Here is a 26,946-nt window from a genome sequence, read left to right on the forward strand (position 1 = left end):
GACTAAAAAAATGCCCGCGCCGGGGTGGATGGCGCGGGCAGACAAAACATATCCAGTTTCGTGATATGTTTCAAAAAGAGGTGTTACCGGTTCAACTGGAAAAGCGACATTCCCTGCATGTCGGTAAACGTTTTATAGGACGCCTGTAATGCCGCCTGTTGCATGACGTAGGAGGAAATGACCGAGTTCCAGTCCACATCTACCAGGTTGCTCATCTGCAGTTTCTGTCCCAGCGCACGGTCGCTTCCCAGTGAATCCAGCGTACTGAGTTCACTCAGTTGCGTTCCCAGTTCCGCACGAACGGTCAGGACGTTATTAAGCGAATTTTTTAAGCCGCGATTGGTTTTATCAATGGCGGCAGCGGCCTTTTCTTTTTCCACGTCATTGCCTTCCACCGGGGTCTTGAGTGCGGCAATTGCCGTATCGAGCATGACAAACAGATTCTTTTCGGAGTCCGAGCCATCCGGTTCCGGCACCGCATTGCTGGTGATGCTATTAAAAATTTGCGCTCCCGTATGGCCAATTACCATCGTGCGTGCGGAATCCACCTGCTGGGTAACACTTTTCTCGCCGCCATGATAACCACCTGTCGCCTGGTCGAATGGCGCCGCTTCCGTTTTATACCCGGCAAAGATATAGCGACCATTGCCGTCAGTGCTGTTTGCCAGGTTCATCAGCTGATCGCGGATCCCCTGTAAATCCGTCGCCAGCGACGCGCGGTCATCGTCGCTTAACGTGCCGTTTCCGGCATAGACGATTTTTTCCTGCGCGGTTTGAATCGCCGTCGTCACCTGACTGAGTACGCTTTCTTCCAGCGACACTTTTTGGGTGGCAAACGTACGCGCCAGGGCGTACTGGCTATTCTGCGCCTGCGCCTGAGAGAGTACTACCGCCTGCGACGCGGCGATCGGATCGTCAGATGGGTTGGTAACGCGCTTACCGGTAGACATCTGCTCGCCCAGCTTCATCCATTCGGCCTGAGAATTAGTGATGCCGCTCATATTTTGTTCGTACATCATCTGGGTACTGATACGCATGTCATCCTTCTCCTTTAGCGAATATTCAGTAACGCATCAAACAGCGCATTCGCGGTCTGCAATACTTGCGCATTCGCCAGATAATACTGCTGATAACGCTGCAAATTGCCGTACTCTTCGTCGAGGTTAACGCCGGAAACCGACTGTTGCTGTTTATAAAGCTGTTTAACCACATTCGCTTGCGTGGTGCTGCTGGTTTTCAGCGTTGACGTTTTGTTACCCACATCGCTGACCAACGTGGCGTAAGCATCGTTAAAAGTTTTGTTGCCGCCCACTACATTGCTGTTTTGTAAGTCCAGCAATGCCTGACCATTGCGGTTATCGCTGTCGCCGGTATCCACATCAGGATCGAGTTTTGACTCAGACGCCATCGCAATCTCGGCTTCATTCGTCACTTTAACGTTCATGTCGACGATAGCATTGCTGACCGGCTTGAGAAGAAAACTGTCGTTTTTCTGTGCGCCGGTTCCTACCGTCACTTTCAGACCGTCAATCTCCAGTTTTCCGTCAGCATCTTTTGTCGCCGTGAAAGTGGTGTTATCCGCAGTGCGAGTAACCTGCCAGTCTGTACCGTCAAAAACAATCTTATAATCCGTCGCCTGAACCTTCGTGCTGTCGACCACCTTAGCGGTTAGCGATACCGTTTTATCGGCATTATTACTGTTGCTATATACCACCGGCGAGCCAATGCTAAAGAAGTCTTTCCCTTTATTGCCGTCGGCGTCATAACCTTTGGTATGCTGCGCGTTAAACGCATCGGCAAACGCCAACGCCAACTGGCCCAGCGTATTACGAGTCTGATCCAGATCCTGAGAACGGAACGTCAGTAACCCGCCGAGCGAACCGGTGTTCAGCAACTTTTCCGGAATTTCGATGTTACCGGCGGCCTCATCGACATAAGCGACAGTCGTTCGCGTCGGGTCGGCGCTGGAGGGAACCGCCGCCAACTGACGCGCCGTCGACCCCTGCACCAGCGTATAGCCATTGGCCATCGTCAGGTTATAGGTGCCGCCGTCCTGTACACTCACCTCGACGCCAACGATCTTGTTAAGCTCGCTGACCAACTGATCACGCTGATCGAGCAGGTCGTTCGGCGATGCGCCCGCGCCTACGCCCGTCATACGGGAGATTTGATCGTTCAGGTTCGCTATCTGCTTCGCGTAATTGTTGATTTGCGCCACGCTGGAGCCAATCGCGATATTGACCTGTTTATCCTGATCGCGCAGATACTGATCGGTGGTTTTGAACTGGTTTACCAGCCCTTCCGCTTTACCAATCAGCGCCTGACGCGCCGCAGGATCTTCCGCATTACTGACTAACGTTTGCAGGCTGGTAAAAAAACTCTGCAACGAACCAGACAGTGAGCTGGATTTATCGGCCAGCAGGTTGTCGATTTTCGACATCTGTTCATAGCGCGTGGCCAAGCCGCTGCTCTGGTTTTGCGCGCCGCGTAGCTGATTAGTGATAAACGCATCATATTCGCGCTGTACGCCTGAAACGTAAACGCCATTACCTATCCAGCCGCCAGCCCCTAACGTACTGTTTGCCTGCGCCAGAATAGTTGTCTGCCGGGTATAACCCGCAACGTTATAATTGTTGATGTTATTACTGACCGTATTTAACGCGGCCTGCGCGGCGTTAAGTCCGCTCATGGCGTGATTAATCAAGCTGGACATGATGGTTCCTTTTAATCCTTCAATACTCGTTGTTATCGGCAGCGACTACGTGGACTTGAGCAATTTAAAAGAGATTGTCGAGATTCGCGCTGTAGGTTTTGCTGACCTTTTCACTCATCGCTTTCAACTGCTGAATCATGCTGGTCAATTTACGCGCGTAATTCGGGTCAGTGGCGTATCCGGCGTTTTGCAGGGCCACTGCGCCTTGCTCTGCCGTGGCGGCAGTGGTCACGGCAGCGTAGCGTGGGTTACGCGTTAACAGCGCGACATAATCCGATAACGCCTCCAGATACGAGTTATAGACGCGGAATTTCGCTTTCACTTTTTTCGCTTCGCCATTTTCGTATTCAGTGGTGGTGATTTCCGTCACCGGCCCTTTCCAACTGGCGGTCGCTTTCACGCCAAATACGTTATAGCTGGGTTCGCCATTCTCCCGCAGGATTTGCCGTTGCCCCCAGCCGGACTCCAGCGCCGCCTGCGCCAGAATCAGATGATGCGGCACCCCGCTTTGTTCGCTGGCCAGCCTCGCCGGGAGCGAAAGCCGGGCCAGAAAGTCTTTACTGTCGCCGGAGAGCGGCGCATCGCTGCTGTCCGGCGTTTTCGGTATGGCTTTGCGCACCAGTTGGGTCAGCGCCTGATTTTGATAGCTGTTTACCGTTTCCAGGGAGAATTTAAGCGGTACTTGCGGCGCATCATCTGCAGGCATCGTCTGCCCGCCCGTCATCTGTTTAACCATCATATCCGCCAGCCCCAATCCCTTACCGGCGGTCATCTGCTGGGCGATCTGCTGGTCATACATGCTGGTATACAGACGCGTCTGATCGCTGCTGAATAAACCATCTTTGGGTAAAGCCTCGCGCATACTTTTCAGCATCATCTGCACAAACATCCCTTCCACCTGACGGGCCACAGGACGGATATTCGCCGCCGGGTCCTGGCCCGCTTTCGCTTTCAGTTCGTTCAGAGATTGCGCATCCCAGGCCGCGCTGGCCAGCAATTTACCGTCTCCGATCATCAGATGATTTCCAGTTTGGCGCGTAGACAGCCCGCGCTCTGCATGGACTGCAAAATCGACATCAGGTCCATCGGCGTCGCGCCAAGCGCATTCAGCGCACGCACTACGCTGTTCAGATTGGCGCTGGAACGCACGCTCTGTAGCGATCCGCCGCTCTGACGCAAATCTATTTGAGTCTGTGGCGTCACCACGGTCTGCCCGCCGCCAAATGGCGTATTCGGCTGGTTGACGTTGAGCTGGCGATTGACTGTCACTGACAAATTGCCCTGCGCCACAGCGCAGCTATCCAGCGTGACTTCCCGATTCATGACCACCGAACCGGTACGCGAGTTGATCACGACTTTTGCATCCTGCGGCGTCACGTTGACTTCCATATTTTGAATGTCCGCCAGAAAACGCACCTGCGAGCTGTTGCCGCTGGGCACGCGTACCTGTACCGTTCGCGCATCAAGCGCAGTGGCGCTGCCGTAACCGCGGGCGCGGTTGATGGCGTCGGTAATTTGCTGCGCCATCGTAAAATCTTCGTCGTTCAATTGCAGATTAATGGTGTTGCCAGCGCCGAACTGAGTCGGCAACTCGCGTTCGATAATCGCGCCATTAGTGATGCGCCCGCCATTAAGCTGGTTAACCTGCACGCTACTGCCGCCTGCGGAAGCGCCCGCGCCGCCGACCAGAATATTGCCCTGCGCCAGAGCATACACCTGGCTGTCCACCCCTTTTAACGGCGTCATTAATAACGTCCCGCCACGCAGACTTTTAGCGTTCCCCATTGAGGAAACGACGACATCGATCGTTTGTCCCTGTCGCGCAAAAGGCGGATACGACGCCGTCACCATCACCGCCGCCACGTTTTTCAACTGCATGTTGGTGCCGGTGGGGACCGTAATCCCCAGTTGTGACAGCATGTTATTCAGCGTCTGGGTGGTAAATGGCGTCTGGGTCGTCTGGTCGCCCGTACCGTCCAGCCCGACCACCAGCCCGTAGCCGATCAGCGAGTTTTCCCGTACTCCCTGGACACTGGTCAGATCCCGGATACGCTCGGCGTGCGCCAGAGTGGCAACCAGTGCCAGAACGATTCCTGCAAGAGCTTTAAACACATACACCTCGCTTACATCGGCGACAAATTAAGGAAGAAACGTTGCAGCCAGCCCATATTTTGCGCTTCGTTAATATAGCCGTTCCCGACATATTCAATCCGCGCATCCGCCACCTGTGTCGAGGGAACAGAGTTGCTGCCGCTGATGGTGCGTGGATTTACCACGCCGGAGAAGCGGATGAATTCCGTTCCCTGATTAATCGCGATCTGTTTTTCCCCCACGACGTGTAAATTGCCATTGGCCAGAACCTGATCGACGGTCACGGTCAGCGTGCCGCTAAAGGTATTGCTGGCATTCGCGCCGCCTTTACCGTTAAAAGAGTTGCCGCCGGAGGCCTCCATATCCGCGCGGGAATTACCGAATAATCCCTGCAGATAACGCGGTACCGTATCAAAACCAAAGCTGGTTTTGCCGTCGCGGCTGGCATTTGCCGACGAGCTTTTACTGGCGCTGACATTTTCCTGTAACACAATCGTGAGCGTATCGCCGATATTACGCGGTCGACGATCTTCAAAAAGCGGCTGATAGCCATAATTAATCGGCTGCGCAGACTGAAATATGGAGCCATTCGCCACCGGTACCGGGCCAGGTATCGGCTGCGCCGTGGTCGCCCCCTGCACGAGCGGTTTAGCGGGTATCCAGGCGCATCCTGTCAGCGTCGCGACCATCAGGGCCATAACTGGGTAAGCGTGAAGCGCGTATTTTTGCATTACCTTCATCTTCAAAATCAGGGAGCCGGTGGCGTATCCCCCACCGGCGGCCCCTTAGAGTTGCGTCAGTTTCTGCAGCATCTGATCGGTCGTCGATACTGCTTTACTGTTAATTTCATAGGCGCGTTGAACCTGAATCATGTTCACCAGCTCTTCCGCCACGTTAACGTTCGACGTTTCGACATACCCTTGATACAACAACCCCGCGCCGTTGAGCCCCGGCGTGCTTTCGTTCGGCGCGCCGGACGATTGCGTTTCGATATAGAGGTTCTCGCCGATGCTTTCCAGCCCGGTGTCGTTCATAAAGGTGGTCAGGTTAAGCTGCCCGACCTGAACCGGCGCGGCCTGCCCCTGCTGGGTCACGCTGACCACGCCGTCGCGGCCAATCGTGATGCTTAACGCGTTGGCCGGAATGGTGATTGCCGGCTGCACCTGAAAACCGCCCGCCGTCACCAGTTGACCATTCTGATCCACCTGGAAAGAGCCGTCGCGGGTATAGGCAGACGTACCGTCCGGCAGCATGACCTGGAAAAAGCCCTGCCCTTTAATCGCCACATCTTTACTGTTGTTAGTCTGCGACAGGTTCCCCTGACTGTGCAGACGCTCCGTGGCGACCGGACGCACGCCGGTACCGATTTGCAGCCCTGAAGGCAGCGTCGTCTGCTCGGACGACTGCGCGCCCGGCTGGCGGATGGTCTGATACAACAGATCTTCAAATACCGCGCGCTGACGCTTAAAACCATTGGTGCTGACGTTTGCCAGGTTATTGGCAATCACATCCATATTGGTTTGCTGCGCGTCCAGACCGGTTTTGGCGATCCATAATGAACTGATCATAAAATGTCCTGTATTAACTCATCGACAGCAGTTGGTTAGCTCGCCCTTCGTTCTCATCTACGCTGGTGATAACCTTCATCTGCATTTCAAAACGACGTGCGTTGGCGATCATGTCGGTCATGGCTTCAACCGGCTTGACGTTACTGCCCTCCAGCACGCCCGACATAATGCGAATTGACGGGTCGGCGGCCAGTACCGCCCCGCGTTCAGCCTGTGCCTCGGCGGTAAGGCGGAATAAACCGTCATCGCTCCGCTGCACCTCATTGCCTTCCGCTTTGACCAGCTTCAGTCGCCCAACGGGCGCCACCGTGTTTGGCGGGTCGCCGGGATTGAGCGCGGAGATCGTGCCGTCTGCCGCAATGGTGATTTCCGACCCTTCAGGAACGGTAATCGGGCCGCCTTCGCCGATAACCGGATGTCCCTGAATGGTTAACTGCCCGGTCGGACCCACCTGGATATTCCCGTTACGGGTATATCCTTCAGCGCCATCCGCCGCTTGCACCACCAGCCAGCCGTCCTGCTGCAACGCAACATCCAGCGGACGGGAGGTGTAGTCCAACTGACCCGGGGTCATATCCGCCCCAGGCGTCGACGCCGTAACCAGCGTGCGCGTTGCTAAAGAGAGGCCATCAACAGGCACCGCGCGTAACGCGTTAAGCTGCGCGCGAAAGCCCGGCGTTGAGGTATTAGCCAGGTTGCTGGCCGTTACCGCCTGCTGGTTAAGCGTCTGGCTGGCCGCCCCCATAGCGGTATAAATTGCGTGATCCATTAAGCTATCCCGTCAGGCGCTTAGCGCAGGTTAACCAGCGTATTGAGGATCTGGTCCTGAGTTTTGATGGTCTGCGCATTCGACTGGTAGTTACGCTGCGCGACGATCATATTCACCAGCTCTTTACTCAAATCCACGTTAGAGGCTTCCAGCGCGCCGTTCGTCAGCTTACCGAAGTTGCCGGAACCGGCAGTCCCCAGCAGCGCTACCCCGGAAGCCTGCGTCGCCGCCCAGACGTTATCGCCCTGGGATGCCAGACCTTCGTTGTTGGCGAAGTTAGCCAGCACTATCTGCCCCAGCACCTGCTCCTGCTCGTTGGAGTAGTTGCCAACTACGGTGCCGTCGTTGTTAATCTGGTAGCTCACCAGGTCGCCCGGCTTATAGCCGTTTTGATTGGTGGCGACGATGTTGTTAGCCCCGGTGTTCTGCTGCATGGAGTTAAGGAAGCTGAGGGAGAAGGTGGCCGCTGTCGCGCCATTAATCGTACCGGTGGTGATGTTCACCGTACCGCCAGACTCCAGAATCCCGTTTTCATTGAATTTCAGCGTAGTGGACGCCGTTGTTGGCGCAGTGGCTGCAGGATCGCTGCTGTCATGGGTGTACACAGCCCATTCATTATCTTTGGTTTTCACAAAATAGACGTTCATGTCATGGGCATTACCCTGGCTGTCATAAACGGTGACGGTGCCTTTTTTGTTATACGAATCCGCATCACTCACGCTAAAGGGCGTTTTAGACGGTACAGGGTCCGTTGAGTTCAGGTTGATCTGCATTGACGCGGTGGTGGTCGATTTCGCCGCCATCAGCGTGTTCGGAATGGTGATCGGTGCAGGATTCGCCCCCTGCTGAATGGTCGGCGGCGTACCGGTGGCCGGATAGCCGGTCAACTGCATCCCCTGCATATTGACCAGGTTACGGTTCTCGTCCAGTTTGAACTGGCCGTTGCGGCTATAGAACACGGAACCGTTGCTGTCTACCAGGCGGAAAAAACCGTTCTGGCTAATCGCGACATCCAGCCCGCGCCCGGTGTTCGTTGTCGTACCGTCGGTAAAATCCTGGGTAATCCCCGCCACTTTTACGCCCAGCCCCACTTTGGAACCGGCGAACATATCGGCAAATGATGCCGTACCGGACTTAAAGCCATAGGTGGCGGAGTTGGCGATGTTATTACCGATAACATCAAGGTTGGTGGCCGCAGCGTTCAGGCCGCTAACCGCTTGAGAAAAAGACATGACTGACTCCTGATAAGTGTAAGGGCTTAGATTATTTGCCGAACTTCGTCGAGTGTGGTGGTGCCGTAGGTACCCAGATCCAACAGGTTGCCGTTACTGCCCTTCGTCACGCCCTGTACCAGAGCGAATTGCAGCGGCTGCGCCACCAGTTGCGTTCCGCCATTGCTGGCGGTAATCGCAATGTTGTAAGAACCATTCGGTACCGTTGTTCCGTCCGTTTGCTTACCATCCCAGGTAAAGGTGTGTACCCCGGCTCGCAACTCACCGATCTCCAGTGTCCGTACCACCCGGCCATCTTTATCGGTAATGGTTGCCGTCACTTTGTCCGCAGGCTGTTGCAATTCCACGCCAAACGGCGTCGTGGACGTCACGGCCCCTTCTTCCGCGCCTTTACCCGCCAGAATTGTGGTGCCAGGCACCATAACGCCATGTCCAATCAGCGTGGTCGCCTGTAGGGACTGACTATTATCAATTTGCCCGGAAATAGCCCCCAGCGTCGTATTCAGTTTTTCAATGCCGCTCACGGTACTGATTTGCGCCAACTGCGTCGTTAACTCATTATTTTGTAATGGGTTAGTCGGGTCCTGGTTCTTCAATTGCGCGACCAGTAAGGTCAGGAAACTGCTTTGCAGATCGGCAGCGTTGCTTCCGGTCATCGACCCGCTGCCGGTCGTCGTTTTGACGCCCGTGTTGGTCGGGTCATTCATATTTACGGCAATAGACATACGCGCCTCCTTTACTGGCCTAATGTCAGCGTTTTAAGCATCATGCTTTTTACGGTATTCAGGACTTCGATATTTGCCTGATAGCTGCGCGAGGCTGACATCGTGTTAACCATTTCGCCGACCACATCGACGTTGGGCATTTTGACGTAACCATTAGCGTCCGCCAGCGGATTGCCTGGCTCATAAACCAGCTTTTCCGGTGCCTGACTTTCAATCACGCTGGCGACCTTTACCCCGCCAGTGGCTTGACCCGGCGCGGCGTCCACCTGAAAAACCACCTGTTTGGCGCGATAAGGCTGTCCGTCCGGGCCGGTGACGCTATCCGCATTCGCCAGGTTACTGGCCGCAACGTTCAACCGCTTGGACTGCGCGGCAAGCGCCGATCCGGCAATATCAAAAATGTTTAACAGCGCCACGAATTAGTTTCCTCCCTGTAGCACATTCATCATGCCTTTGAGTTGGCTACCCAGAACGGTAAGCCCCATCTGATATTTGAGACTGTTATCCGCAAACTGCGTACGTTCCCTGTCCATATCTACGGTGTTACCATCCAAAGAAGGCTGATCGGGTACGCGATAAAGCAGATCCACTGCGGGAGAAGAGACCGCCTGGGCGGGAATATGGTGAGAGGAAGTCAACGTTAACGCGACGCCGCCGGTTTCTTCCCGTCCACGCACCATCACCTTTTTTAACTCACTGGCAAAATCAATATCGCGCGCCTGATACCCCGGCGTATCGGCATTGGCGATATTCGCCGCTAATATTTCCTGACGTTGCGCGCGCAGATTTAGCGCTTCCTGCTGAAATCGTAAGGCGGCATCGAGCCTGTCGAGCATATCTCCTCCGCAAATGGCAAAATTCAGCCGACAGCTTAAATGCCTTCACGCGCGCGTTATCGCCGGAATAAACGCAAAATGCGTCGCTATTTATTGCGTTGATGCTTGCTTCACACGGGTAGAATCCTGTCATGACATCAACCAGGGGGAAGTACCATGCAAACGTTAAAACGAGGATTCGCCGTGGCGGCTTTGCTGTTCAGCCCCCTGACAATGGCGCAGGACATCAACGCCCAGCTGACCACGTGGTTTTCCCAGCGTCTGGCTGGCTTCAGCGACGAGGTGGTTGTCACGCTCCGTTCACCGCCCAATCTGCTGCCGAGCTGCGAGCAGCCAGCCTTCAGCATGACGGGCAGCGCGAAGCTGTGGGGCAACGTCAATGTGGTGGCGCGCTGCGCCAATGAAAAACGTTATTTGCAGGTGAATGTGCAAGCGACCGGCAATTATGTCGCCGTTGCCGCGCCCGTCGCGCGCGGCGGAAAATTGACGCCGGCCAACGTCACGCTAAAACGTGGCAGGCTGGATCAGTTACCGCCGAGGACGGTACTGGATATCCGTCAGATTCAGGATGCCGTCAGTTTGCGCGATCTCGCTCCCGGGCAGCCGGTACAGCTTACGATGATACGTCAGGCCTGGCGCGTCAAAGCGGGGCAACGAGTACAGGTCATCGCCAATGGCGAGGGGTTTAGCGTCAATGCGGAAGGTCAGGCGATGAATAATGCCGCCGTCGCGCAAAATGCGCGCGTACGCATGACATCGGGTCAAATCGTGAGTGGAACCGTCGATTCTGATGGGAATATTCTTATTAACCTATAATTGTGTAAAGATTTTGTCGCGGCTGCCGATGAGATATTCAACCATGATGGTAGCTGGCCGCTACAACGTAACCCTCGATGAGGATAAATAAATGAGCATTGACCGTACCTCACCTTTGAAACCCGTTAGCACTGTCCAGACGCGCGAAACCAGCGACACGCCGGTACAAAAAACGCGTCAGGAAAAAACGTCCGCCGCGACGAGCGCCAGCGTAACGTTAAGCGACGCGCAAGCGAAGCTCATGCAGCCAGGCGTCAGCGACATTAATATGGAACGCGTCGAAGCATTAAAAACGGCTATCCGTAACGGTGAGTTAAAAATGGATACGGGAAAAATAGCAGACTCGCTCATTCGCGAGGCGCAGAGCTACTTACAGAGTAAATAAGCGTATGACTCGTTTGTCAGAAATACTTGACCAGATGACCACCGTCCTGAATGACCTGAAGACGGTGATGGACGCCGAGCAACAACAGCTTTCCGTAGGCCAGATTAACGGCAGCCAGCTACAGCGTATTACAGAAGAAAAAAGCTCGTTGCTGGCGACGCTGGATTATCTGGAACAACAGCGCCGTCTGGAGCAGAACGCGCAGCGTAGCGCAAACGATGACATTGCAGAGCGCTGGCAGGCGATTACCGAAAAAACGCAGCATCTTCGCGACCTCAACCAGCACAACGGCTGGCTGCTGGAAGGGCAAATCGAGCGTAATCAACAGGCGCTGGAGGTGCTGAAACCTCACCAGGAGCCGACCTTGTACGGGGCTGACGGTCAGACTTCCGTCTCTCACCGCGGCGGTAAAAAAATTTCTATCTAATCATTGCCGGATGGCGACGTTGCGCCTTTCCGGCCTGAATGCCTTGTAGGCCTGATAGCCCAGCGCTATCAGGCACTGAATTTACGCCGTCCGGCGAACAAACTCTTTCACTTTAAAGCCCAGCACGGCAAGCGCGGCGAAATAGGCCGCGATACCCGCGATCACTACCGCCATCAAACGTAGCAAACGCCATAACATCGACCCTTGCGACCACTCCGGCATAATATGCAACACGCCGAACAATACGGCAGCCATCACCAGTACGGAAATGATCAGACGCATCAGGAACCACATCCAGCCCGGTTGTGGCGTAAAGATATTCTGTTTGCGCAGTTGCCAGTACAGCAGCGACGCATTGAGACATGCCGCCAAACCAATAGAGAGCGACAGCCCGGCGTGTTTCAGCGGTCCAATAAACGCCAGGTTCATTAACTGCGTCATGATTAACGTCACGATGGCGATTTTCACCGGCGTTTTAATATCCTGGCGAGAATAGAAGCCCGGGGCCAACACTTTTACGACGATCAAGCCAATCAGCCCCACCGAATAGGCGATTAACGCCCGCTGCGTCATTGCCGCATCAAAGGCGGTGAATTTACCGTACTGAAACAGCGAGACCGTCAGCGGCTTCGCCAGAATGCCTAACGCTACCGCGCTCGGCAACGCCAGTAAAAAGCACAAACGCAGCCCCCAGTCCATCAGGCGGCAGTACTCATCATGATTGCCGCTGGCAAAGCTTTTCGACAATGACGGCAACAGGATGGTCCCCAACGCCACGCCCAGCACGCCGGACGGGAACTCCATCAACCGATCGGCATAGTACATCCATGAAACCGAGCCAGAGGCCAGAAACGAGGCGAAAATGGTATTGATGATAAGGGAGATCTGACTGACGGAAACGCCCAAAATCGCCGGCCCCATCTGTTTGACCACCCGCATCGCCCCGGTGTCGCGAAAGTTAATGCGCGGCAGCACCAGCATACCGATCTTTTTCAAATACGGAAGTTGATACACCAGTTGCAGCACGCCGCCGACGGTGACTGCCCAGGCTAACGCCAGCACCGGCGGATTAAAGTATGGCGCGGCGAATAATGCAAAACCGATCATGCTGACATTAAGAAATGTCGGCGCAAAAGCGGGAATAGAGAAGCGATTCCAGGTGTTGAGAATGGCGCCAACCAGTGAAGCCAGCGAGATCAGCAGAATATAGGGAAACGTAATCCGCAGCAGTTGCGTCGTCAGCGCGAATTTATCCGCAGTATCGGCAAACCCCGGCGCGGTTACCATAATCACCCACGGGGCGGCCAGCATACCGGCCACCGTCACGACGGCCAATGCCAGCGTCAACAGGCCGGAAACGTAAGCGACAAAGATCCGCGTCGCTTCTTCACCCTGCTTGCTCTTATATTCCGCCAGGATAGGCACAAAGGCCTGAGAAAAAGCGCCTTCGGCAAAGATCCGGCGTAGTAGATTGGGGAGTTTAAACGCCACAAAAAAGGCGTCGGTCGCCATCCCTGCGCCAAAAATTCTGGCGACAATCGCATCACGGGCAAAGCCCAACACGCGTGAAAACATAGTCATCGAGCTGACGGCAGCCAGCGATTTCAATAAATTCATTTCTTTTGTATTCCAGACCCTGGCGTAAAACTCCTGCATGGCTGATCCATCGACCGGATAACGCAACTTCTGCCGTATCCGGCTGTATCACCGCGCCTGACGGCGACGTTAAAACGTCTTATCAGGCCTTACAGACTCCCCACGGTTTGCCATTATTCACTGTGAAAAGAGGTATTATGTAGAGTGGGCATATATACCCGCCATACTTCGAGCTGCATGTGCGTTAGCTTTTCTGCAACTCGAATTATTGAGGGTATAGTACCTGGATTACGATGAATTACTACCGCCAGATGTTACAGAGGGTTATTCGCTGATGGCGTCCCGCCACAGCGCCTCCACGACGCGCTGGGCCAAAATCGCCTGCTCCCCCGCCGTTTCCGGAACCGTCTGATTTTGTACGCAGTCAATGAAATGCCGCGCGCATCCGACAAAACCACGCTGCTCAAGCGTCGTTTGCCAACCCGGAATGGGTTTGATGAGAATACCCTGCCCGCGCTCTTCGCGCCATTCACGCATATCCGTCACGTCATACAGCCCGCCATCGGTGACGGCCTGGACCGATTCACGCTGACTTCCGGCGCGCCGGTGCATACTGGTGGTAATTTGTAGTTTGTCGGCGGAAAAATGATGTTCCGCATAGCACATTTCGCCGGACTCGCTGGTGAGCAACGTGCCGCTGGCAAGGCGCGCCTCGCCGCCCGCCAGCCACAGAGCGGTATCCACGACATGCAGATAGTCATCGAGCAAAGTAAAACGTAAGTCGTGCGGCCCGACGCTATCGGTACGATGTTTATCCATACGCAGTGACGCCGCAGTGCCGAGGCGCGTCTTCAGTTCGCGGTACAGCGGCGCGAAACGGCGATTAAAGCCAACCATCAGCGTCAATTTTTTTTGCGCCGCCAGCGCCACCAGCCGTTCAGCATCACGTAGATTTTCCGCCAGCGGTTTATCCACGCAGACATGGACGCCGGCATTGAGAAGTTCGCTGACCACGGCATAATGGCTTGCGGTACTGGAGTGGACGAAGACCGCATCGCAGCCGGACGCTAAATTCGCCAGCGAATCCACATACGGTATGCGCCAGCTTTCGCAGATACGTAAGGCTTTATCCCGCGAAGGAGACCAGGCGCCCTGTAACGTCCATCCGGCGGTGTTGGTTAATACCGGCAGCCAGGCCTTCTGCGCAATACCCCCTAACCCGACAATGCCAATCCGTAATGTTCTCACATTACTCTCCCAGGTGAGCTAACAAAGAATCCAGCCGCTGCTTTAACTCCGCCACTTCGCTTTCCAGAGCTTCGACGCGCGACTGAAGATCGCCCGACGCACTTTCCGGCGCAGACGTCTGGAGAGACAGTTCATCGACGTCGCCGCAAAAAAGGTGCATATAACGGCTTTCGCGCTTACCCGGTTCACGCGCCAGACGGACGACATATGGGCCGTCCTCACGACTGGCAAGCCGTTCCAGCGTGGATTCAACTTCCGCCATATCGCTGAATTCATGCATCCGCGACGCCCGGCTACGCAACTCGCCGGGCGTTTGCGCGCCGCGCAGCAGCAGCGTAGTGACGAGCGCCACTTCCGCCGCGCTAAGTTTCAGATCGCCAAATTCGGAATTACAGAAACGCTGTTCATATTTGGTGACGCGATTGCCAAACCCGCTGACCGTACGCAAAAAGTGGCGTTTCACCAGGTTATCGAGCTGTTCTTGTACCTCTTGTTCCGTCAGGTTCATCACCGGTTCACGGTTGGTTTTCTGATTACAGGCTGTCACCACCCCGTTGACGGAAAGCGGATACTGTTCCGGCGTTGTCACCTGCTTTTCCAGCAGACAGCCAATCACTCGCGCTTCAGTGGCGGTTAATTCATATTTCATCGTTTTCTCCCTTTGCCTCTCATTCCGTAAGCCGCTCAACGCCCCGGCGTCCATAACGGCGTGGTTAACGCCGTCAGGACATGGTCGCGCCATTGTCCATCAATCAACAGGTAATCTTTCGCATAGCCTTCTTTTTCAAAGCCAAGCCGCGCCAGCAACGCGCCGCTACGTTTGTTGTGCGGCATATAGTTCGCCATGATACGGTGGATATGCTGAGTGCGCTGCATATAGCGAATCGCAGCGGTTAAGGCTTCAAACATCAGCCCTTGCCCCTGCCACTTCTGCGCAATGGAATAGCCCAGATAACAGGCATGAAAAGAACCGCGCACCACATTGGAAAAATTCGCCACGCCGATAATTTCTTTTTCTTCCGGATCAAGTAGCGCGAAATAGAAGGCGGAGCCCTGTTTGTGAAATTCACCGATCATTCCCAGACGCGCCTGCCATCCTGAAGGATAACAATGACTTTCATCACGGACCGGTTCCCAGGGTTTTAAAAAATGACGATTTTCCGCGTAATAATCGGCCAGACGCCAGGCATCACGCTCATGCACTAAACGTACCACCAGACGATCGGTGGTTAAGCGCACTTTTGGCACGTTACTACGATAGCCAAACATTCTATACCTACTCCTTCCTGTAACGTCTTCAGCACGCCAGTAACATTACTATACCTGCGCAACCAGGCTCTGTGAAAAGCGCAAATCGTCATTTTTTGAATTGCTGCCACATTTTGATGAAAACTCTCGATTAAAAAGGACTTTTGATAAAAAAATATTGTCCCGCTAACGGTAGGAAAAAACGAAACGCCGCCGCAAAATAGAAGACGCTCATCTTTTATTTCCCGGGAGGGGAAATGTCGCGCGTCTCGCAGGCGAGGAACCTGGGTAAATATTTTCTTCTCATCGATAACATGTTGGTGGTGCTGGGTTTTTTCGTCGTCTTCCCGCTCATCTCTATTCGCTTTGTCGATCAAATGGGGTGGGCTGCCGTAATGGTAGGGATCGCGCTCGGCCTACGCCAGTTTATTCAACAAGGTCTGGGCATTTTTGGCGGCGCCATCGCCGATCGCTTTGGCGCGAAACCGATGATTGTCACCGGTATGCTGATGCGCGCCGCAGGCTTTGCCACCATGGGTATCGCGCATGAGCCCTGGCTCTTGTGGTTTTCCTGCTTTCTTTCCGGTCTCGGCGGTACGCTTTTCGACCCGCCGCGTTCAGCGCTGGTGGTCAAATTAATTCGTCCGGAGCAACGGGGCCGCTTCTTCTCTCTGTTGATGATGCAGGACAGCGCGGGCGCGGTGATTGGCGCGCTGCTGGGAAGCTGGTTGCTACAATACGATTTTCGCCTGGTCTGCGCGACGGGCGCTATTTTGTTCATATTATGCGCCCTTTTCAACGCATGGCTGCTTCCGGCCTGGAAGCTATCAACGGTCAGAACGCCGGTGCGTGAAGGAATGCGCCGCGTCATGAGCGATAAAAGGTTTGTCACCTACGTGCTGACGCTGGCGGGCTACTATATGCTGGCGGTACAGGTCATGTTAATGCTGCCGATTATGGTAAACGATATCGCCGGTTCGCCTGCTGCCGTGAAATGGATGTACGCTATAGAGGCGTGTCTCTCGCTGACGTTGCTCTACCCGATTGCCCGCTGGAGCGAAAAGCGTTTTCGGCTGGAGCATCGGCTGATGGCCGGTTTGCTCGTCATGTCGCTGAGCATGCTCCCCATCGGGATGGTGGGCAATTTACAGCAGCTTTTTACGCTTATTTGCGCTTTCTACATCGGCTCGGTTATCGCCGAACCGGCGCGCGAAACGCTCAGCGCGTCGCTCGCGGACGCGAGGGCGCGGGGAAGCTATATGGGCTTTAGCCGTCTGGGATTAGCCATTGGCGGCGCGATTGGTTATATCGGCGGCGGCTGGTTGTTTGATATGGGTAAAGCGCTTGCGCAGCCTGAACTACCGTGGATGATGCTCGGTATTATCGGCTTCATTACCTTTTTGGCTTTAGGCTGGCAATTTAGTCATAAACGCACGCCGCGCCGGATGCTGGAACCCGGCGCCTGATTTGATACCTGTCGCTATCTCCTCCATACTGGTCAGATACCGACAGTCAAATGGAGGAGAAACGTGAAGCTTTATATTTACGATCATTGCCCTTTCTGCGTTAAAGCCCGCATGATTTTCGGCCTGAAGAACATCCCCGTTGAACTTAACGTGTTACAAAATGACGACGAGGCGACGCCCACCCGGATGATTGGTCAAAAGATGGTGCCCATCCTGCAAAAAGATGATAGTCGCTACCTTCCTGAAAGTATGGATATTGTACATTATGTCGACAACCTCGACGGCAAACCGCTGTTAACCGGGAAACGCAATCCAGCCATTGAAGAGTGGTTGCGCAAAGTTAACGGTTACGTTAATCAGCTACTGCTGCCGCGATTTGCAAAATCCGCTTTCGATGAATTTTCTACCCCTGCGGCGCGCCAGTATTTTATCCGCAAAAAAGAAGCCTCATCTGGCAGTTTTGACAACCATCTTGCGCACTCTGCCGGACTGATTAAAAAGATCGGCGATGATTTACGTTTGCTGGATAAACTCATCGTACAGCCTAACGCCGTTAACGGCGAATTATCGGAAGATGATATTCATCTATTTCCGCTTCTGCGTAATCTGACGCTGGTCGCCGGTATCCACTGGCCGACAAAAGTCGCGGACTATCGCGATAATATGGCGAAGCAGACGCAAATTAATTTACTCTCCTCAATGGCTATCTAACTCCCGCCAGGCGGCAACCCTTTCTTGCCGCCTTTTTCAGCTTTTTCTAGTGGCGCCATGTCCGCTGGCGCGACATGCTGCTTTGTGTCAAGATTAGGGCACAGGCAACATGCTAAGGAACGCCATGAAAAAGTTTTTTTTTGCCGCTGCGCTGGTAGTTAGCGGCCTGTTAGTGGGTTGTAATCAACTTACGCAATACACCATTAGCGAACAAGAAATCAATCAAGCGCTTGAAAAACGGAATAATTTCTCAAAAGATATTGGTCTGCCCGGCATTGCCGACGCGCATATCGTATTGACTAACCTTGTCAGCCAGATTGGTCGGGAAGAGCCTAATAAAGTCACCCTTACTGGCGATGCCAGGCTGGATATGAATTCCCTGTTTGGCAGTCAAAAAGCGACGATGAAACTCAAGCTAAAAGCCCTGCCGGTCTTTGATAAAGAAAAAGGCGCCATCTATCTTCAGGAGATGGAAGTAGTAGACGCCACCGTGACGCCGGAGAAAATGCAATCGGTGCTACAAACGCTCCTGCCCTATTTAAATCAGTCTTTACGTAGCTACTTTAACCAGCGGCCCGCTTACGTGTTGCGTGAGGACAGCAGTAAAGGCGAAGCGTTAGCGAAGAAACTCGCGAAAGGCATTGAAGTTAAACCTGGTGAAATCGTTATTCCTTTCACCAATTGATTTCGGAGGGCGCGCTCGCGCCCTTTTTTTACGTGCAAACGAAAACGTTTCCGCTTATCCTTTGTTTCCGGCAAAAAGACTATTCCTCAGCCGGAGCTTATTAATGACTGCACCATCCCAGGTTTTAAAGATCCGCCGCCCGGACGACTGGCACGTTCACCTTCGCGATGGCGACATGTTAAAAACGGTCGTACCCTATACCAGCGAAATTTATGGTCGCGCTATCGTGATGCCGAACCTGGCGTCCCCCATCACGACCGTTGATGCAGCGATCGCCTACCGCCAGCGTATTCTCGATGCGGTGCCCGCCGGGCATGATTTCACGCCGTTAATGACCTGCTATTTAACGGATTCGCTCGATGCCGATGAACTGGAGCGTGGTTTCCATGAAGGCGTATTTACTGCGGCTAAGCTTTACCCGGCCAATGCCACCACTAACTCCAGTCATGGCGTAACGTCAGTCGACGCTATCATGCCGGTACTGGAGCGGATGGAAAAACTCGGAATGCCATTGCTGATCCACGGTGAGGTGACCCATGCGGATGTTGATATCTTCGATCGCGAAGCGCGTTTTATCGACACCGTAATGGAACCGCTACGCCAGCGTCTGACCACGCTTAAAGTGGTCTTTGAGCACATCACGACCAAAGATGCCGCGCAGTATGTACGTGACGGCAACGACTACCTGGCGGCTACCATTACGCCTCAACATTTAATGTTTAACCGTAATGATATGCTGGTCGGCGGCATTCGTCCTCACCTGTACTGTCTGCCGATTCTGAAACGCAATATTCACCAGCAGGCGTTACGCGAACTGGTTGCCAGTGGTTTTACGCGCGCCTTCCTGGGGACGGATTCAGCGCCGCATTCACGTCATCGTAAAGAGACCAGTTGCGGCTGCGCCGGTTGTTTCAACGCCCCCTCCGCCCTTGGCAGTTATGCCGCCGTGTTTGAGGAAATGAACGCGCTGGCGCACTTTGAAGCGTTCTGTTCACTGAATGGCCCGCAATTCTATGGCCTGCCGGTGAATACGGGGTGGGTGGAACTGGTTCGCGATGAACAACAGGTACCGGAAAATATCGCGCTGGCTGATGATTCGCTGGTGCCTTTTTTAGCGGGTGAAACAGTACGCTGGTCAGTAAAAAAATAAAAAATGCGCTTACCTGTTGCTATATATTGGATTTAACTGTATATATATCCAGTATATTCAACAGGGGGCCATTATGCGTATTGAAGTCACTATAGCCAAAACGTCACCTCTGCCTGCCGGTGCGATTGATGCGCTGGCGGGCGAACTCTCCCGCCGTATTAGCCATCATTTTCCGGAGAATTTGGGTAACGTCACCGTGCGTTACGCTACCGCCAACAACTTGTCCGTCATTGGCGCATCAAAAGAGGACAAAGAACGCATTAGCGAGATTCTCCAGGAGACCTGGGAGAGCGCTGATGACTGGTTCATCAATGAATAAAAAATGATATGCAGTGATGTATGTTTGCCGGGTCGCCCCGGCTTTTTTATTTGCGCAACTGATGAATATTTCGCCTGACCGTCAAAATAATTGCACAACATCCTAAAAAAATATGAATAAACTGCCGCTTTATTGTTCATATAATTCTTAAAAAGAGAAATTTATCCTCCGGTCTCTTTAAAAACGCAGTGAATAGCCTTATTAATTGGTATACTGAAGTTGCTTCAGAAGAAAAACACGCATTGAACCTCGAGAACCGTTGTCTTATAACACGTACCAGGGGGGCATGATGGAAAAGAATAATGAAGTCATTCAGACCCATCCGCTTGTAGGATGGGACATCAGCACCGTCGATAGCTATGATGCGCTGATGCTGCGTTTACACTACCAGACCCCAAATCGTCCGGAACCGGAAGGGACTGAAGTTGGTCAAACGCTCTGGTTAACGACAGATGTAGCCAGGCAATTTATTTCAATATTAGAAGCCGGCATCGCCAAAATAGAATCAGGTGATTACCAGGAAAACGAGTATCGTCGCCATTAGTGTGACGCGCTCCCCCTCTCTCAGGCACCGTAAGGTGCCTCACTTATTTCTGGCTTGTATATCTCAGCGCAGTTATTTACCCTGAAATCATCGCGATAGCAGAGAGAAGCTGATGAAATACGACCTTATTATTATCGGCAGCGGTTCGGTTGGCGCCGCCGCTGGTTATTACGCCACCCGCGCCGGGCTAAAGGTCCTGATGACCGATGCGCATATGCCGCCTCATCAACAGGGCAGCCATCACGGCGATACCCGACTTATCCGCCACGCTTATGGTGAAGGCGAAAAATATGTCCCGCTGGTGCTTCGCGCCCAGGCGCTTTGGGATGAACTCTCCACACACAATGAAGAGCCTATTTTTGTCCGCTCCGGCGTCGTTAACCTCGGCCCGGCCGATTCCGCTTTCTTAGCCAACGTCGCACGAAGCGCGCAACAGTGGCAATTGAACGTCGAGCGCCTGGACGCGACGGCCCTCATGACGCGCTGGCCGGACATTCGCGTGCCCGAAAATTATATCGGGCTGTTTGAAGCTGACTCCGGTTTCCTGCGCAGCGAATTAGCCATTACCACATGGCTTCGTCTGGCCCGAGAAGCAGGCTGCGCACAGCTATTTAACAGCCCGGTAAGCCATATTCACCATGATGATAACGGTGTGACGATAGAGACGAGTGAAGGCTGCTACCACGCCAGCAAGGCGCTGATTAGCGCGGGCACCTGGGTCAAAACGCTGGTACCGGAGCTGCCCGTTCAGCCCGTACGTAAAGTTTTTGCCTGGTTTAAGGCGGATGGACGTTACAGCACTAAAAACCGCTTTCCGGCCTTTACCGGCGAAATGCCCAACGGCGATCAATATTACGGTTTCCCGGCGGAGAACGACGAGTTAAAAATCGGCAAACACAATGGCGGACAACGAATACAGTCTCAGGAAGAGCGCAAGCCCTTTGCCGCCGTTGCCAGCGATGGCGCGGAAGCATTTCCTTTCCTGCGTAACGTACTGCCGGGTATCGGCGGTTGTTTACATGGGGCGGCATGTACCTATGATAATTCGCCGGACGAGGATTTTATTATCGATACGCTGCCTGGCCATGAGAACACGCTTGTCATCACTGGACTCAGCGGACATGGTTTTAAATTCGCCCCGGTGTTAGGAGAAATCGCTGCGGATTTTGCGTTGGGAAAAACGCCCTCCTTTGATCTGACGCCGTTCCGGCTTTCCCGTTTTAGCCAATAATTTGTCGGCCCCGTAAAGGGGCTGTTTATTAAGGTAAGCTATGCGTCGTCTCTTTCATTTTCTGATGAATAATATTCGCGAACATTTCATGCTTTACGTTATTCTTTGGTCGCTGCTGGCGGTGATGGATATTGTTTATCTCCTTTTCTTCTGATTGCTTTTCATTGACGTTAACTGACACTTCCTGAAAATTCCTCACTTTTTATTTCATAACGTTGAAGCACGGCAATAATGCCAGTTCTTGCCGTTGCGCGGTTATCAGGGGGAAATATCTCGAAACTTCTGAAGCTGAACCGCAAACAACATCAAAATTATTGAAATGAAAATAAATATCATTCAAATTCTTATTTATAAGTTGCATTCGGCGCTTTTCCACGCCATTTTCATTCTCTCGTGAAATATTCGTTGGTGTGTTTATGCAATTTAAAAATACTCCACAGCGTTATGGCGTGGTTTCCGCCGCGCTCCACTGGCTGACCGCCCTGGTGGTCTATGGCATGTTTGCGTTGGGTTTATGGATGGTCACGCTCAGTTATTACGACGGCTGGTATCACCAGGCGCCGGAAATACATAAAAGTATTGGCATGTTACTGATGATGGCGCTGATCGTGCGTATTATCTGGCGGCTTTATTCTCCGCCGCCCGTTGCGTTGACCAGCTATTCCCGTTTAACGCGCATTGGCGCCGCCGCGGGTCATCTCCTCCTGTATCTCCTGCTCTTTGCGATAATCATTAGCGGCTACCTGATTTCCACCGCCGACGGTAAACCGATTAGCGTCTTTGGCTGGTTTGAGATTCCGGCCACGCTTACGGACGCGGGCTCGCAGGCTGACATCGCCGGAACGCTGCATCTGTGGTTTGCCTGGTCGCTGGTCATTATCTCGCTCTCGCATGGGGTTATGGCGCTAAAACACCATTTCATCGATAAAGACGACACACTGAAACGTATGACAGGAATGTCGTCATCTGACTATGGAGCTCAAAAATGAAAAAAAACCTGCTGGGATTCACCCTCGCATCCTTGTTATTCACGACCGGTTCCGCCGTGGCGGCGGAGTATAAAATTGATAAAGAAGGCCAACATGCGTTCGTCAATTTCCGCATCCAGCATCTGGGCTACAGCTGGCTATACGGCACCTTTAAAGATTTCGACGGCACGTTCACTTTTGACGAAAAAAATCCGTCGGCCGACAAAGTGAACGTGACCATTAACACCAATAGCGTCGACACTAACCATGCCGAACGTGACAAACACCTGCGTAGCGCGGAATTTCTTAATGTTGCGAAATTCCCGCAGGCAACCTTCACCTCTACCAGCGTGAAAAAAGAGGGCGATGAACTGGATATTACCGGCAATCTGACACTCAATGGCGTGACTAAACCGGTGACGCTGGAAGCGAAGCTGATGGGCCAGGGCGACGATCCGTGGGGCGGTAAGCGCGCGGGCTTTGAGGCCGAAGGAAAAATTAAGCTGAAGGATTTCAATATAACTACCGATCTCGGCCCGGCCTCACAAGAGGTTGAGCTTATCATCTCAGTAGAAGGCGTTCAGCAGAAGTAACGCCTGGCGAAATGCCGGATAGCGGCCTTTACGCGGCTATCCGGCAAAATATTACTCAGCCGGATCGGGAATGCTCAGTTTGCTATTAAGCCGACCACGCGATTTATTAAAAATTTTGTTGCCGTTCTCGCGACCCGCACGACGTCGGCGCTGTTCTTCCTCCGGCAAGGCCAGCTCTTCACAGCATTGTTCACTACAGCAGCCGTTAAATTTACTGGCGCACTGCGGACACTGGATAAACAGCAGATGGCAACCGTCATTTTTGCAGTTGGTATGGCTATCGCAGGGCGCGCCGCACTGATGGCAATGCGCGATAACCTCATCCGAGATTCGTTCGCCCATTCGCTCATCAAATACAAAATTTTTGCCGATAAAGCGAACGGGAAGCCCCTGCTCGCGCGCGCGACGGGCGTATTCAATGATGCCACCCTCAATATGCCAGACTTTATTGAAACCGTTGTGTTTCATCCAGGCGCTGGCTTTCTCACAACGAATACCGCCGGTACAGTACATCACTATCTTTTTATCTGCATGTTCCCGCAGCATTTCAACCGCTTTTGGCAACTGTTCACGAAACGTATCCGCCGGGATTTCCAGAGCATTTTCGAAATGGCCGACTTCATACTCATAGTGGTTGCGCATATCAATAAAGACCGCATCAGGATCGTCCAGCATCGCATTCACATCTGCCGCCTTCAGATAATCGCCGACATTACTGGCGTCAAAACTTGGATCGTCAATTCCGTCAGCGACGATACGGTCGCGAACTTTCATACGCAGCACCCAAAATGACTTTCCGTCATCCTCCAGCGCGATATTTAAACGCAGCCCGTCCAGCGCGGGATCGAACGTATAAAGCTGTTGACGAAAGGTCTCGAGCTTGCTTTGCGGCACGCTGATTTGCGCATTGATGCCTTCATGCGCCAGGTAAACGCGACCAAAAACGTCCAACGCCGTAAACACCTGATACAACGCGTCCCGCGTCTGTTGCGGAGAGGCGATAGTGAAATATTTATAAAAAGAAATTGTCGTACGCGGCTCGCTTTCCGCCAGCATTTTGGCTTTCAGCTCGTCATTAGAGATGCGGTTGTGTAACACTGGCATGGTGTACGTATCCTGCAATCAGCAAAAAATAAAGTGGGCAGGCATGATAAGGCAAGTCTCGCCAATTTACATCCACACATTTTGCGCTACATTTCCTACTTTACACTAAATAATTAACAACAATTGTCGATTTAATCGCCACTCTCCTGCTACATATTTTTGCTCAACGCAAAAAGATGCGAGAATACGGGGAATTGTTCGTTGAAAGACAGGATAGAAATGACGAAGTTGCCTAAGTTCTCCGTGGCCTTACTGCACCCGCGCTATTGGTTAACCTGGTTGGGTATAGGCGCGCTTTGGTTGGTCGTGCAACTCCCCTACCCGGTCATCTATAAATTGGGTTGCGCATTGGGCCACCTGGCGCGACGCGTAATGAAACGCCGCGCGAAAATCGCCTATCGCAACCTTGAATTATGCTTTCCGGAAATGAGCGCGCAGGAACGCCACACCATGGTGGTCAAAAACTTTGAATCCGTCGGTATGGGCGTGATGGAAACCGGCATGGCCTGGTTCTGGCCCGATCGGCGAGTGAACCGCTGGATGGAAGCGAGCGGTCTGGAGCATATCCGTGAAGTTAAAGCGCAGGGGCTGGGGTTCATTCTGGTAGGAATACATTTTCTTACCCTTGAGTTTGGCGCCCGCATGTTTGGTATGCATAACCCGGGTATCGGAGTTTATCGCCCGAATGATAATCCGTTGCTCGACTGGTTACAGACCTGGGGACGCTTACGCTCCAATAAATCAATGTTGGATCGCAAAGATCTGAAAGGCATGGTTAAGGCATTGAAAAGCGGCGAATTGATCTGGTATGCGCCGGATCACGATTATGGTCCGCGCGCCAGCGTTTTTGTACCATTATTTGCCGTCGACCAGGCCGCTACGACCTCCGGTACCTGGATGCTGGCGCGCATGTCTAAAGCCTGTATTATCCCCTTTGTGCCTCGCCGTAAACCCGATGGAAAAGGCTACGAACTGATCATTCTTCCTGCGGAATATTCGCCTCCGCTGGAGAGCGCAGAAGCGACTGCCGCGTGGATGAATAAGATTGTCGAGCAGTGCATTATGATGGCGCCAGAGCAGTATATGTGGCTGCATCGCCGCTTTAAAACTCGCCCTGAAGGCGTACCGTCGCGCTATTGACAGGATTGCAGCCGTCAGGCTGCAATTTTTCCCCTCTTTTAGCTTTAAAAGCTCCCCACATTGCGAGGCTGGTAAGGTCGGCGCATAATTATAATTAGTACGCTCATAATTAAATTGATGATAGCGCAAACCGCGCATCATACTGTGGAACGCTATGTCACCCTCTGATGTCCCCATAAACTGGAAACGCAATCTAACCGTTACCTGGCTGGGCTGTTTTTTAACCGGCGCGGCATTCAGCCTGGTCATGCCTTTTCTCCCTCTCTACGTTGAGCAACTCGGCGTAACAGGCCATAGCGCGCTCAACATGTGGTCCGGGCTGGTCTTTAGTATTACGTTCCTCTTTTCAGCTATCGCTTCCCCTTTTTGGGGCGGCCTGGCGGATCGTAAAGGGCGTAAGATCATGCTGTTGCGTTCCGCTCTCGGCATGGCCATTGTGATGCTGTTAATGGGCATGGCGCAAAATATCTGGCAATTTCTGATCCTCCGCGCGTTATTAGGCCTGCTGGGCGGATTTATTCCCAACGCCAATGCGCTCATCGCCACTCAGGTGCCGCGCCATAAAAGCGGCTGGGCGTTAGGGACGCTCTCTACTGGCGGCGTCAGCGGCGCTCTTCTTGGCCCACTTGCGGGTGGTCTGCTCGCCGACCATTACGGCCTTCGCCCGGTCTTTTTTATTACCGCCAGCGTTTTGTTTATCTGTTTTCTGCTCACCTTCTTTTTTATTCGCGAGAATTTCCTGCCGGTGAGCAAAAAAGAGATGCTTCACGTTCGGGAAGTGGTCGCTTCGTTAAAAAATCCCCGCCTGGTGTTAAGCCTGTTTGTCACCACGCTGATTATTCAGGTGGCGACGGGGTCTATTGCGCCCATCCTGACGCTCTATGTGCGCGAACTGGCGGGAAATGTCAGTAATATTGCGTTCATTAGCGGGATGATAGCGTCCGTTCCCGGCGTGGCGGCATTACTTAGCGCCCCCCGGCTCGGCAAGCTCGGCGACAGAATTGGCCCGGAAAAGATCCTTATCGTCGCGCTGATTATTTCCGTACTGCTACTGATTCCAATGTCTTTTGTGCAAACGCCGTGGCAGCTCGCGCTATTGCGGTTTCTGCTTGGCGCGGCGGATGGCGCGCTGCTGCCAGCCGTTCAAACTCTGCTGGTTTACAACTCTACCAACCAGATAGCCGGGCGCATATTCAGCTACAACCAATCTTTCCGCGATATCGGCAACGTCACCGGCCCTCTCATGGGCGCCGCAATTTCCGCGAGCTATGGCTTCCGCGCCGTATTCTGCGTTACGGCAGGCGTGGTGTTGTTCAATGCTATCTATTCATGGAACAGCTTACGACGGCGCAGACTGGCAACAGAATGATTTTTGCGCTTT

The 26,946-nt window shown here is 53.3% G+C and carries 31 protein-coding genes; 15 read left to right on the forward strand and 16 right to left on the reverse strand.

All coding sequences use genetic code 11. The features are described from left to right. Nucleotides 1-83: 83 nt before the first annotated feature. The 11 genes from flgL to flgB all read right to left on the reverse strand — a co-directional run bounded on the left by flgL (nucleotide 84) and on the right by flgB (nucleotide 9,934). Nucleotides 84-1,037: a flagellar hook-associated protein FlgL gene (flgL, locus tag QEN32_RS13130; RefSeq protein ID WP_001223032.1), complete on the reverse strand. Its 954-nt coding sequence runs from the start codon at nucleotides 1,035-1,037 to the stop codon at nucleotides 84-86. Between the two features lie 14 nt (nucleotides 1,038-1,051). Then, the gene (gene flgK, locus QEN32_RS13135; protein ID WP_265322164.1) at nucleotides 1,052-2,713 is read right to left on the reverse strand and encodes a flagellar hook-associated protein FlgK; all 1,662 of its coding nucleotides are present in this window, start codon (nucleotides 2,711-2,713) and stop codon (nucleotides 1,052-1,054) included. Nucleotides 2,714-2,777: 64 nt separating this feature from the next. Further along, on the reverse strand, nucleotides 2,778-3,728 hold the full coding sequence (gene flgJ / locus QEN32_RS13140; RefSeq protein WP_000578680.1) for a flagellar assembly peptidoglycan hydrolase FlgJ: 951 nt from the start codon (nucleotides 3,726-3,728) through the stop codon (nucleotides 2,778-2,780). Then, complete coding sequence (locus QEN32_RS13145) at nucleotides 3,728-4,825, reverse strand: flagellar basal body P-ring protein FlgI (RefSeq protein WP_001518955.1); 1,098 nt, start codon at nucleotides 4,823-4,825, stop codon at nucleotides 3,728-3,730. Before QEN32_RS13145 ends, flgJ begins: the two co-directional genes overlap by 1 nt. A gap of 11 nt (nucleotides 4,826-4,836) precedes the next feature. Then, on the reverse strand, nucleotides 4,837-5,535 hold the full coding sequence (flgH, locus tag QEN32_RS13150) for a flagellar basal body L-ring protein FlgH (RefSeq protein ID WP_001174897.1): 699 nt from the start codon (nucleotides 5,533-5,535) through the stop codon (nucleotides 4,837-4,839). Nucleotides 5,536-5,589: 54 nt separating this feature from the next. Then, nucleotides 5,590-6,372, reverse strand: coding sequence for a flagellar basal-body rod protein FlgG (gene flgG, locus QEN32_RS13155; protein WP_000625851.1), 783 nt, complete (start codon nucleotides 6,370-6,372; stop codon nucleotides 5,590-5,592). A gap of 13 nt (nucleotides 6,373-6,385) precedes the next feature. After that, nucleotides 6,386-7,141 (reverse strand): flagellar basal body rod protein FlgF, encoded by a 756-nt coding sequence (locus QEN32_RS13160; protein WP_265322166.1) that lies wholly within the window; start codon nucleotides 7,139-7,141, stop codon nucleotides 6,386-6,388. 20 nt (nucleotides 7,142-7,161) lie between these two features. Beyond that, nucleotides 7,162-8,373: a flagellar hook protein FlgE gene (flgE, locus tag QEN32_RS13165; protein ID WP_000010567.1), complete on the reverse strand. Its 1,212-nt coding sequence runs from the start codon at nucleotides 8,371-8,373 to the stop codon at nucleotides 7,162-7,164. 26 nt (nucleotides 8,374-8,399) lie between these two features. Then, nucleotides 8,400-9,098 carry a flagellar hook assembly protein FlgD gene (gene flgD / locus QEN32_RS13170; RefSeq protein ID WP_000020450.1) on the reverse strand — a complete coding sequence of 233 codons (699 nt, stop codon included), beginning with the start codon at nucleotides 9,096-9,098 and terminating at the stop codon, nucleotides 8,400-8,402. 11 nt (nucleotides 9,099-9,109) lie between these two features. After that, the gene (flgC, locus tag QEN32_RS13175; RefSeq protein WP_001196448.1) at nucleotides 9,110-9,514 is read right to left on the reverse strand and encodes a flagellar basal body rod protein FlgC; all 405 of its coding nucleotides are present in this window, start codon (nucleotides 9,512-9,514) and stop codon (nucleotides 9,110-9,112) included. Nucleotides 9,515-9,517: 3 nt separating this feature from the next. Then, nucleotides 9,518-9,934, reverse strand: a complete 417-nt coding sequence (flgB, locus tag QEN32_RS13180; protein ID WP_000887043.1) for a flagellar basal body rod protein FlgB — start codon at nucleotides 9,932-9,934, stop codon at nucleotides 9,518-9,520. Nucleotides 9,935-10,090: 156 nt separating this feature from the next. Here flgB and flgA point away from each other — a divergent pair, with 156 nt between their 5' ends. The 3 genes from flgA (at nucleotide 10,091) to flgN (ending at nucleotide 11,562) form a co-directional block, all read left to right on the forward strand. Further along, nucleotides 10,091-10,750, forward strand: coding sequence for a flagellar basal body P-ring formation chaperone FlgA (gene flgA / locus QEN32_RS13185; protein WP_001194076.1), 660 nt, complete (start codon nucleotides 10,091-10,093; stop codon nucleotides 10,748-10,750). A gap of 91 nt (nucleotides 10,751-10,841) precedes the next feature. Continuing rightward, a complete protein-coding gene (flgM, locus tag QEN32_RS13190; RefSeq protein ID WP_000020893.1) occupies nucleotides 10,842-11,135 on the forward strand; it encodes a flagellar biosynthesis anti-sigma factor FlgM in 294 nt (97 codons plus the stop codon). Nucleotides 11,136-11,139: 4 nt separating this feature from the next. Continuing rightward, complete coding sequence (flgN, locus tag QEN32_RS13195; RefSeq protein ID WP_000197547.1) at nucleotides 11,140-11,562, forward strand: flagella biosynthesis chaperone FlgN; 423 nt, start codon at nucleotides 11,140-11,142, stop codon at nucleotides 11,560-11,562. Between the two features lie 81 nt (nucleotides 11,563-11,643). On the opposite strand, the gene murJ is transcribed toward flgN, so the two are convergent. The 4 genes from murJ to rimJ all read right to left on the reverse strand — a co-directional run bounded on the left by murJ (nucleotide 11,644) and on the right by rimJ (nucleotide 15,675). Beyond that, a complete protein-coding gene (gene murJ / locus QEN32_RS13200; protein WP_265322167.1) occupies nucleotides 11,644-13,179 on the reverse strand; it encodes a murein biosynthesis integral membrane protein MurJ in 1,536 nt (511 codons plus the stop codon). Between the two features lie 303 nt (nucleotides 13,180-13,482). After that, nucleotides 13,483-14,406: a Gfo/Idh/MocA family oxidoreductase gene (locus QEN32_RS13205; protein ID WP_001259728.1), complete on the reverse strand. Its 924-nt coding sequence runs from the start codon at nucleotides 14,404-14,406 to the stop codon at nucleotides 13,483-13,485. 1 nt (nucleotide 14,407) lies between these two features. Continuing rightward, the gene (locus QEN32_RS13210) at nucleotides 14,408-15,055 is read right to left on the reverse strand and encodes a YceH family protein (RefSeq protein WP_000873047.1); all 648 of its coding nucleotides are present in this window, start codon (nucleotides 15,053-15,055) and stop codon (nucleotides 14,408-14,410) included. A 35-nt stretch (nucleotides 15,056-15,090) separates the two neighbouring features. Next, entirely contained in the window at nucleotides 15,091-15,675 is a 585-nt protein-coding gene (gene rimJ / locus QEN32_RS13215) for a ribosomal protein S5-alanine N-acetyltransferase (RefSeq protein ID WP_000468204.1), read from the reverse strand. Nucleotides 15,676-15,911: 236 nt separating this feature from the next. Here rimJ and mdtH point away from each other — a divergent pair, with 236 nt between their 5' ends. The 10 genes from mdtH to QEN32_RS13265 all read left to right on the forward strand — a co-directional run bounded on the left by mdtH (nucleotide 15,912) and on the right by QEN32_RS13265 (nucleotide 23,321). Beyond that, nucleotides 15,912-17,120, forward strand: a complete 1,209-nt coding sequence (mdtH, locus tag QEN32_RS13220) for a multidrug efflux MFS transporter MdtH (RefSeq protein ID WP_000092178.1) — start codon at nucleotides 15,912-15,914, stop codon at nucleotides 17,118-17,120. A 63-nt stretch (nucleotides 17,121-17,183) separates the two neighbouring features. After that, the gene (grxB, locus tag QEN32_RS13225) at nucleotides 17,184-17,831 is read left to right on the forward strand and encodes a glutaredoxin 2 (protein WP_000780893.1); all 648 of its coding nucleotides are present in this window, start codon (nucleotides 17,184-17,186) and stop codon (nucleotides 17,829-17,831) included. A 124-nt stretch (nucleotides 17,832-17,955) separates the two neighbouring features. Further along, entirely contained in the window at nucleotides 17,956-18,516 is a 561-nt protein-coding gene (locus QEN32_RS13230) for a lipoprotein (RefSeq protein WP_000713057.1), read from the forward strand. A 103-nt stretch (nucleotides 18,517-18,619) separates the two neighbouring features. After that, nucleotides 18,620-19,666 (forward strand): dihydroorotase, encoded by a 1,047-nt coding sequence (gene pyrC, locus QEN32_RS13235; RefSeq protein WP_031605446.1) that lies wholly within the window; start codon nucleotides 18,620-18,622, stop codon nucleotides 19,664-19,666. Nucleotides 19,667-19,739: 73 nt separating this feature from the next. Then, on the forward strand, nucleotides 19,740-19,985 hold the full coding sequence (gene dinI, locus QEN32_RS13240) for a DNA damage-inducible protein I (protein WP_001217763.1): 246 nt from the start codon (nucleotides 19,740-19,742) through the stop codon (nucleotides 19,983-19,985). A 289-nt stretch (nucleotides 19,986-20,274) separates the two neighbouring features. Beyond that, nucleotides 20,275-20,529 carry a biofilm formation regulator BssS gene (bssS, locus tag QEN32_RS13245; RefSeq protein ID WP_000414441.1) on the forward strand — a complete coding sequence of 85 codons (255 nt, stop codon included), beginning with the start codon at nucleotides 20,275-20,277 and terminating at the stop codon, nucleotides 20,527-20,529. 112 nt (nucleotides 20,530-20,641) lie between these two features. Next, nucleotides 20,642-21,760, forward strand: a complete 1,119-nt coding sequence (gene solA / locus QEN32_RS13250; RefSeq protein ID WP_079843165.1) for an N-methyl-L-tryptophan oxidase — start codon at nucleotides 20,642-20,644, stop codon at nucleotides 21,758-21,760. A gap of 40 nt (nucleotides 21,761-21,800) precedes the next feature. Continuing rightward, on the forward strand, nucleotides 21,801-21,914 hold the full coding sequence (locus QEN32_RS13255) for a YceO family protein (RefSeq protein ID WP_001253282.1): 114 nt from the start codon (nucleotides 21,801-21,803) through the stop codon (nucleotides 21,912-21,914). Nucleotides 21,915-22,176: 262 nt separating this feature from the next. Beyond that, on the forward strand, nucleotides 22,177-22,749 hold the full coding sequence (locus QEN32_RS13260) for a cytochrome b (protein ID WP_265322168.1): 573 nt from the start codon (nucleotides 22,177-22,179) through the stop codon (nucleotides 22,747-22,749). Continuing rightward, the gene (locus QEN32_RS13265; protein WP_000739886.1) at nucleotides 22,746-23,321 is read left to right on the forward strand and encodes a YceI family protein; all 576 of its coding nucleotides are present in this window, start codon (nucleotides 22,746-22,748) and stop codon (nucleotides 23,319-23,321) included. The genes QEN32_RS13260 and QEN32_RS13265 overlap by 4 nt, the downstream gene beginning before the upstream one ends. Before the next feature lie 51 nt (nucleotides 23,322-23,372). On the opposite strand, the gene QEN32_RS13270 is transcribed toward QEN32_RS13265, so the two are convergent. Beyond that, a complete protein-coding gene (locus QEN32_RS13270; protein WP_001144623.1) occupies nucleotides 23,373-24,425 on the reverse strand; it encodes a rhodanese-related sulfurtransferase in 1,053 nt (350 codons plus the stop codon). Nucleotides 24,426-24,644: 219 nt separating this feature from the next. Between QEN32_RS13270 and QEN32_RS13275 the strand changes: the two genes are divergently transcribed. Both QEN32_RS13275 and mdtG read left to right on the forward strand, forming a co-directional pair. Next, complete coding sequence (locus QEN32_RS13275) at nucleotides 24,645-25,565, forward strand: Kdo(2)-lipid IV(A) acyltransferase (RefSeq protein WP_000163973.1); 921 nt, start codon at nucleotides 24,645-24,647, stop codon at nucleotides 25,563-25,565. 154 nt (nucleotides 25,566-25,719) lie between these two features. Then, nucleotides 25,720-26,934 (forward strand): multidrug efflux MFS transporter MdtG, encoded by a 1,215-nt coding sequence (mdtG, locus tag QEN32_RS13280; protein WP_000075054.1) that lies wholly within the window; start codon nucleotides 25,720-25,722, stop codon nucleotides 26,932-26,934. Nucleotides 26,935-26,946 lie beyond the last annotated feature (12 nt).

It is taken from the genome of Salmonella sp. SA14318 (genome assembly GCF_029866905.1).
Lineage (GTDB): Bacteria > Pseudomonadota > Gammaproteobacteria > Enterobacterales > Enterobacteriaceae > Salmonella > Salmonella enterica.

Coding starts and splice junctions, on each gene's coding strand:
- bssS (WP_000414441.1), top strand. CDS start 20,275: ATGGAAAAGAATAATGAAGTCATTCAGACCCATCCGCTTGTAGGATGG.
- solA (WP_079843165.1), top strand. CDS start 20,642: ATGAAATACGACCTTATTATTATCGGCAGCGGTTCGGTTGGCGCCGCC.
- flgD (WP_000020450.1), bottom strand. CDS start 9,098: ATGTCTATTGCCGTAAATATGAATGACCCGACCAACACGGGCGTCAAA.
- flgJ (WP_000578680.1), bottom strand. CDS start 3,728: ATGATCGGAGACGGTAAATTGCTGGCCAGCGCGGCCTGGGATGCGCAA.
- flgA (WP_001194076.1), top strand. CDS start 10,091: ATGCAAACGTTAAAACGAGGATTCGCCGTGGCGGCTTTGCTGTTCAGC.
- murJ (WP_265322167.1), bottom strand. CDS start 13,179: ATGAATTTATTGAAATCGCTGGCTGCCGTCAGCTCGATGACTATGTTT.
- flgN (WP_000197547.1), top strand. CDS start 11,140: ATGACTCGTTTGTCAGAAATACTTGACCAGATGACCACCGTCCTGAAT.
- flgM (WP_000020893.1), top strand. CDS start 10,842: ATGAGCATTGACCGTACCTCACCTTTGAAACCCGTTAGCACTGTCCAG.
- QEN32_RS13275 (WP_000163973.1), top strand. CDS start 24,645: ATGACGAAGTTGCCTAAGTTCTCCGTGGCCTTACTGCACCCGCGCTAT.
- QEN32_RS13265 (WP_000739886.1), top strand. CDS start 22,746: ATGAAAAAAAACCTGCTGGGATTCACCCTCGCATCCTTGTTATTCACG.
- QEN32_RS13160 (WP_265322166.1), bottom strand. CDS start 7,141: ATGGATCACGCAATTTATACCGCTATGGGGGCGGCCAGCCAGACGCTT.
- QEN32_RS13230 (WP_000713057.1), top strand. CDS start 17,956: ATGAAAAAGTTTTTTTTTGCCGCTGCGCTGGTAGTTAGCGGCCTGTTA.
- QEN32_RS13270 (WP_001144623.1), bottom strand. CDS start 24,425: ATGCCAGTGTTACACAACCGCATCTCTAATGACGAGCTGAAAGCCAAA.
- pyrC (WP_031605446.1), top strand. CDS start 18,620: ATGACTGCACCATCCCAGGTTTTAAAGATCCGCCGCCCGGACGACTGG.
- flgH (WP_001174897.1), bottom strand. CDS start 5,535: ATGCAAAAATACGCGCTTCACGCTTACCCAGTTATGGCCCTGATGGTC.
- dinI (WP_001217763.1), top strand. CDS start 19,740: ATGCGTATTGAAGTCACTATAGCCAAAACGTCACCTCTGCCTGCCGGT.
- QEN32_RS13210 (WP_000873047.1), bottom strand. CDS start 15,055: ATGAAATATGAATTAACCGCCACTGAAGCGCGAGTGATTGGCTGTCTG.
- mdtG (WP_000075054.1), top strand. CDS start 25,720: ATGTCACCCTCTGATGTCCCCATAAACTGGAAACGCAATCTAACCGTT.
- flgG (WP_000625851.1), bottom strand. CDS start 6,372: ATGATCAGTTCATTATGGATCGCCAAAACCGGTCTGGACGCGCAGCAA.
- flgB (WP_000887043.1), bottom strand. CDS start 9,934: ATGCTCGACAGGCTCGATGCCGCCTTACGATTTCAGCAGGAAGCGCTA.
- mdtH (WP_000092178.1), top strand. CDS start 15,912: ATGTCGCGCGTCTCGCAGGCGAGGAACCTGGGTAAATATTTTCTTCTC.
- flgL (WP_001223032.1), bottom strand. CDS start 1,037: ATGCGTATCAGTACCCAGATGATGTACGAACAAAATATGAGCGGCATC.
- QEN32_RS13260 (WP_265322168.1), top strand. CDS start 22,177: ATGCAATTTAAAAATACTCCACAGCGTTATGGCGTGGTTTCCGCCGCG.
- QEN32_RS13255 (WP_001253282.1), top strand. CDS start 21,801: ATGCGTCGTCTCTTTCATTTTCTGATGAATAATATTCGCGAACATTTC.
- flgE (WP_000010567.1), bottom strand. CDS start 8,373: ATGTCTTTTTCTCAAGCGGTTAGCGGCCTGAACGCTGCGGCCACCAAC.
- rimJ (WP_000468204.1), bottom strand. CDS start 15,675: ATGTTTGGCTATCGTAGTAACGTGCCAAAAGTGCGCTTAACCACCGAT.
- flgK (WP_265322164.1), bottom strand. CDS start 2,713: ATGTCCAGCTTGATTAATCACGCCATGAGCGGACTTAACGCCGCGCAG.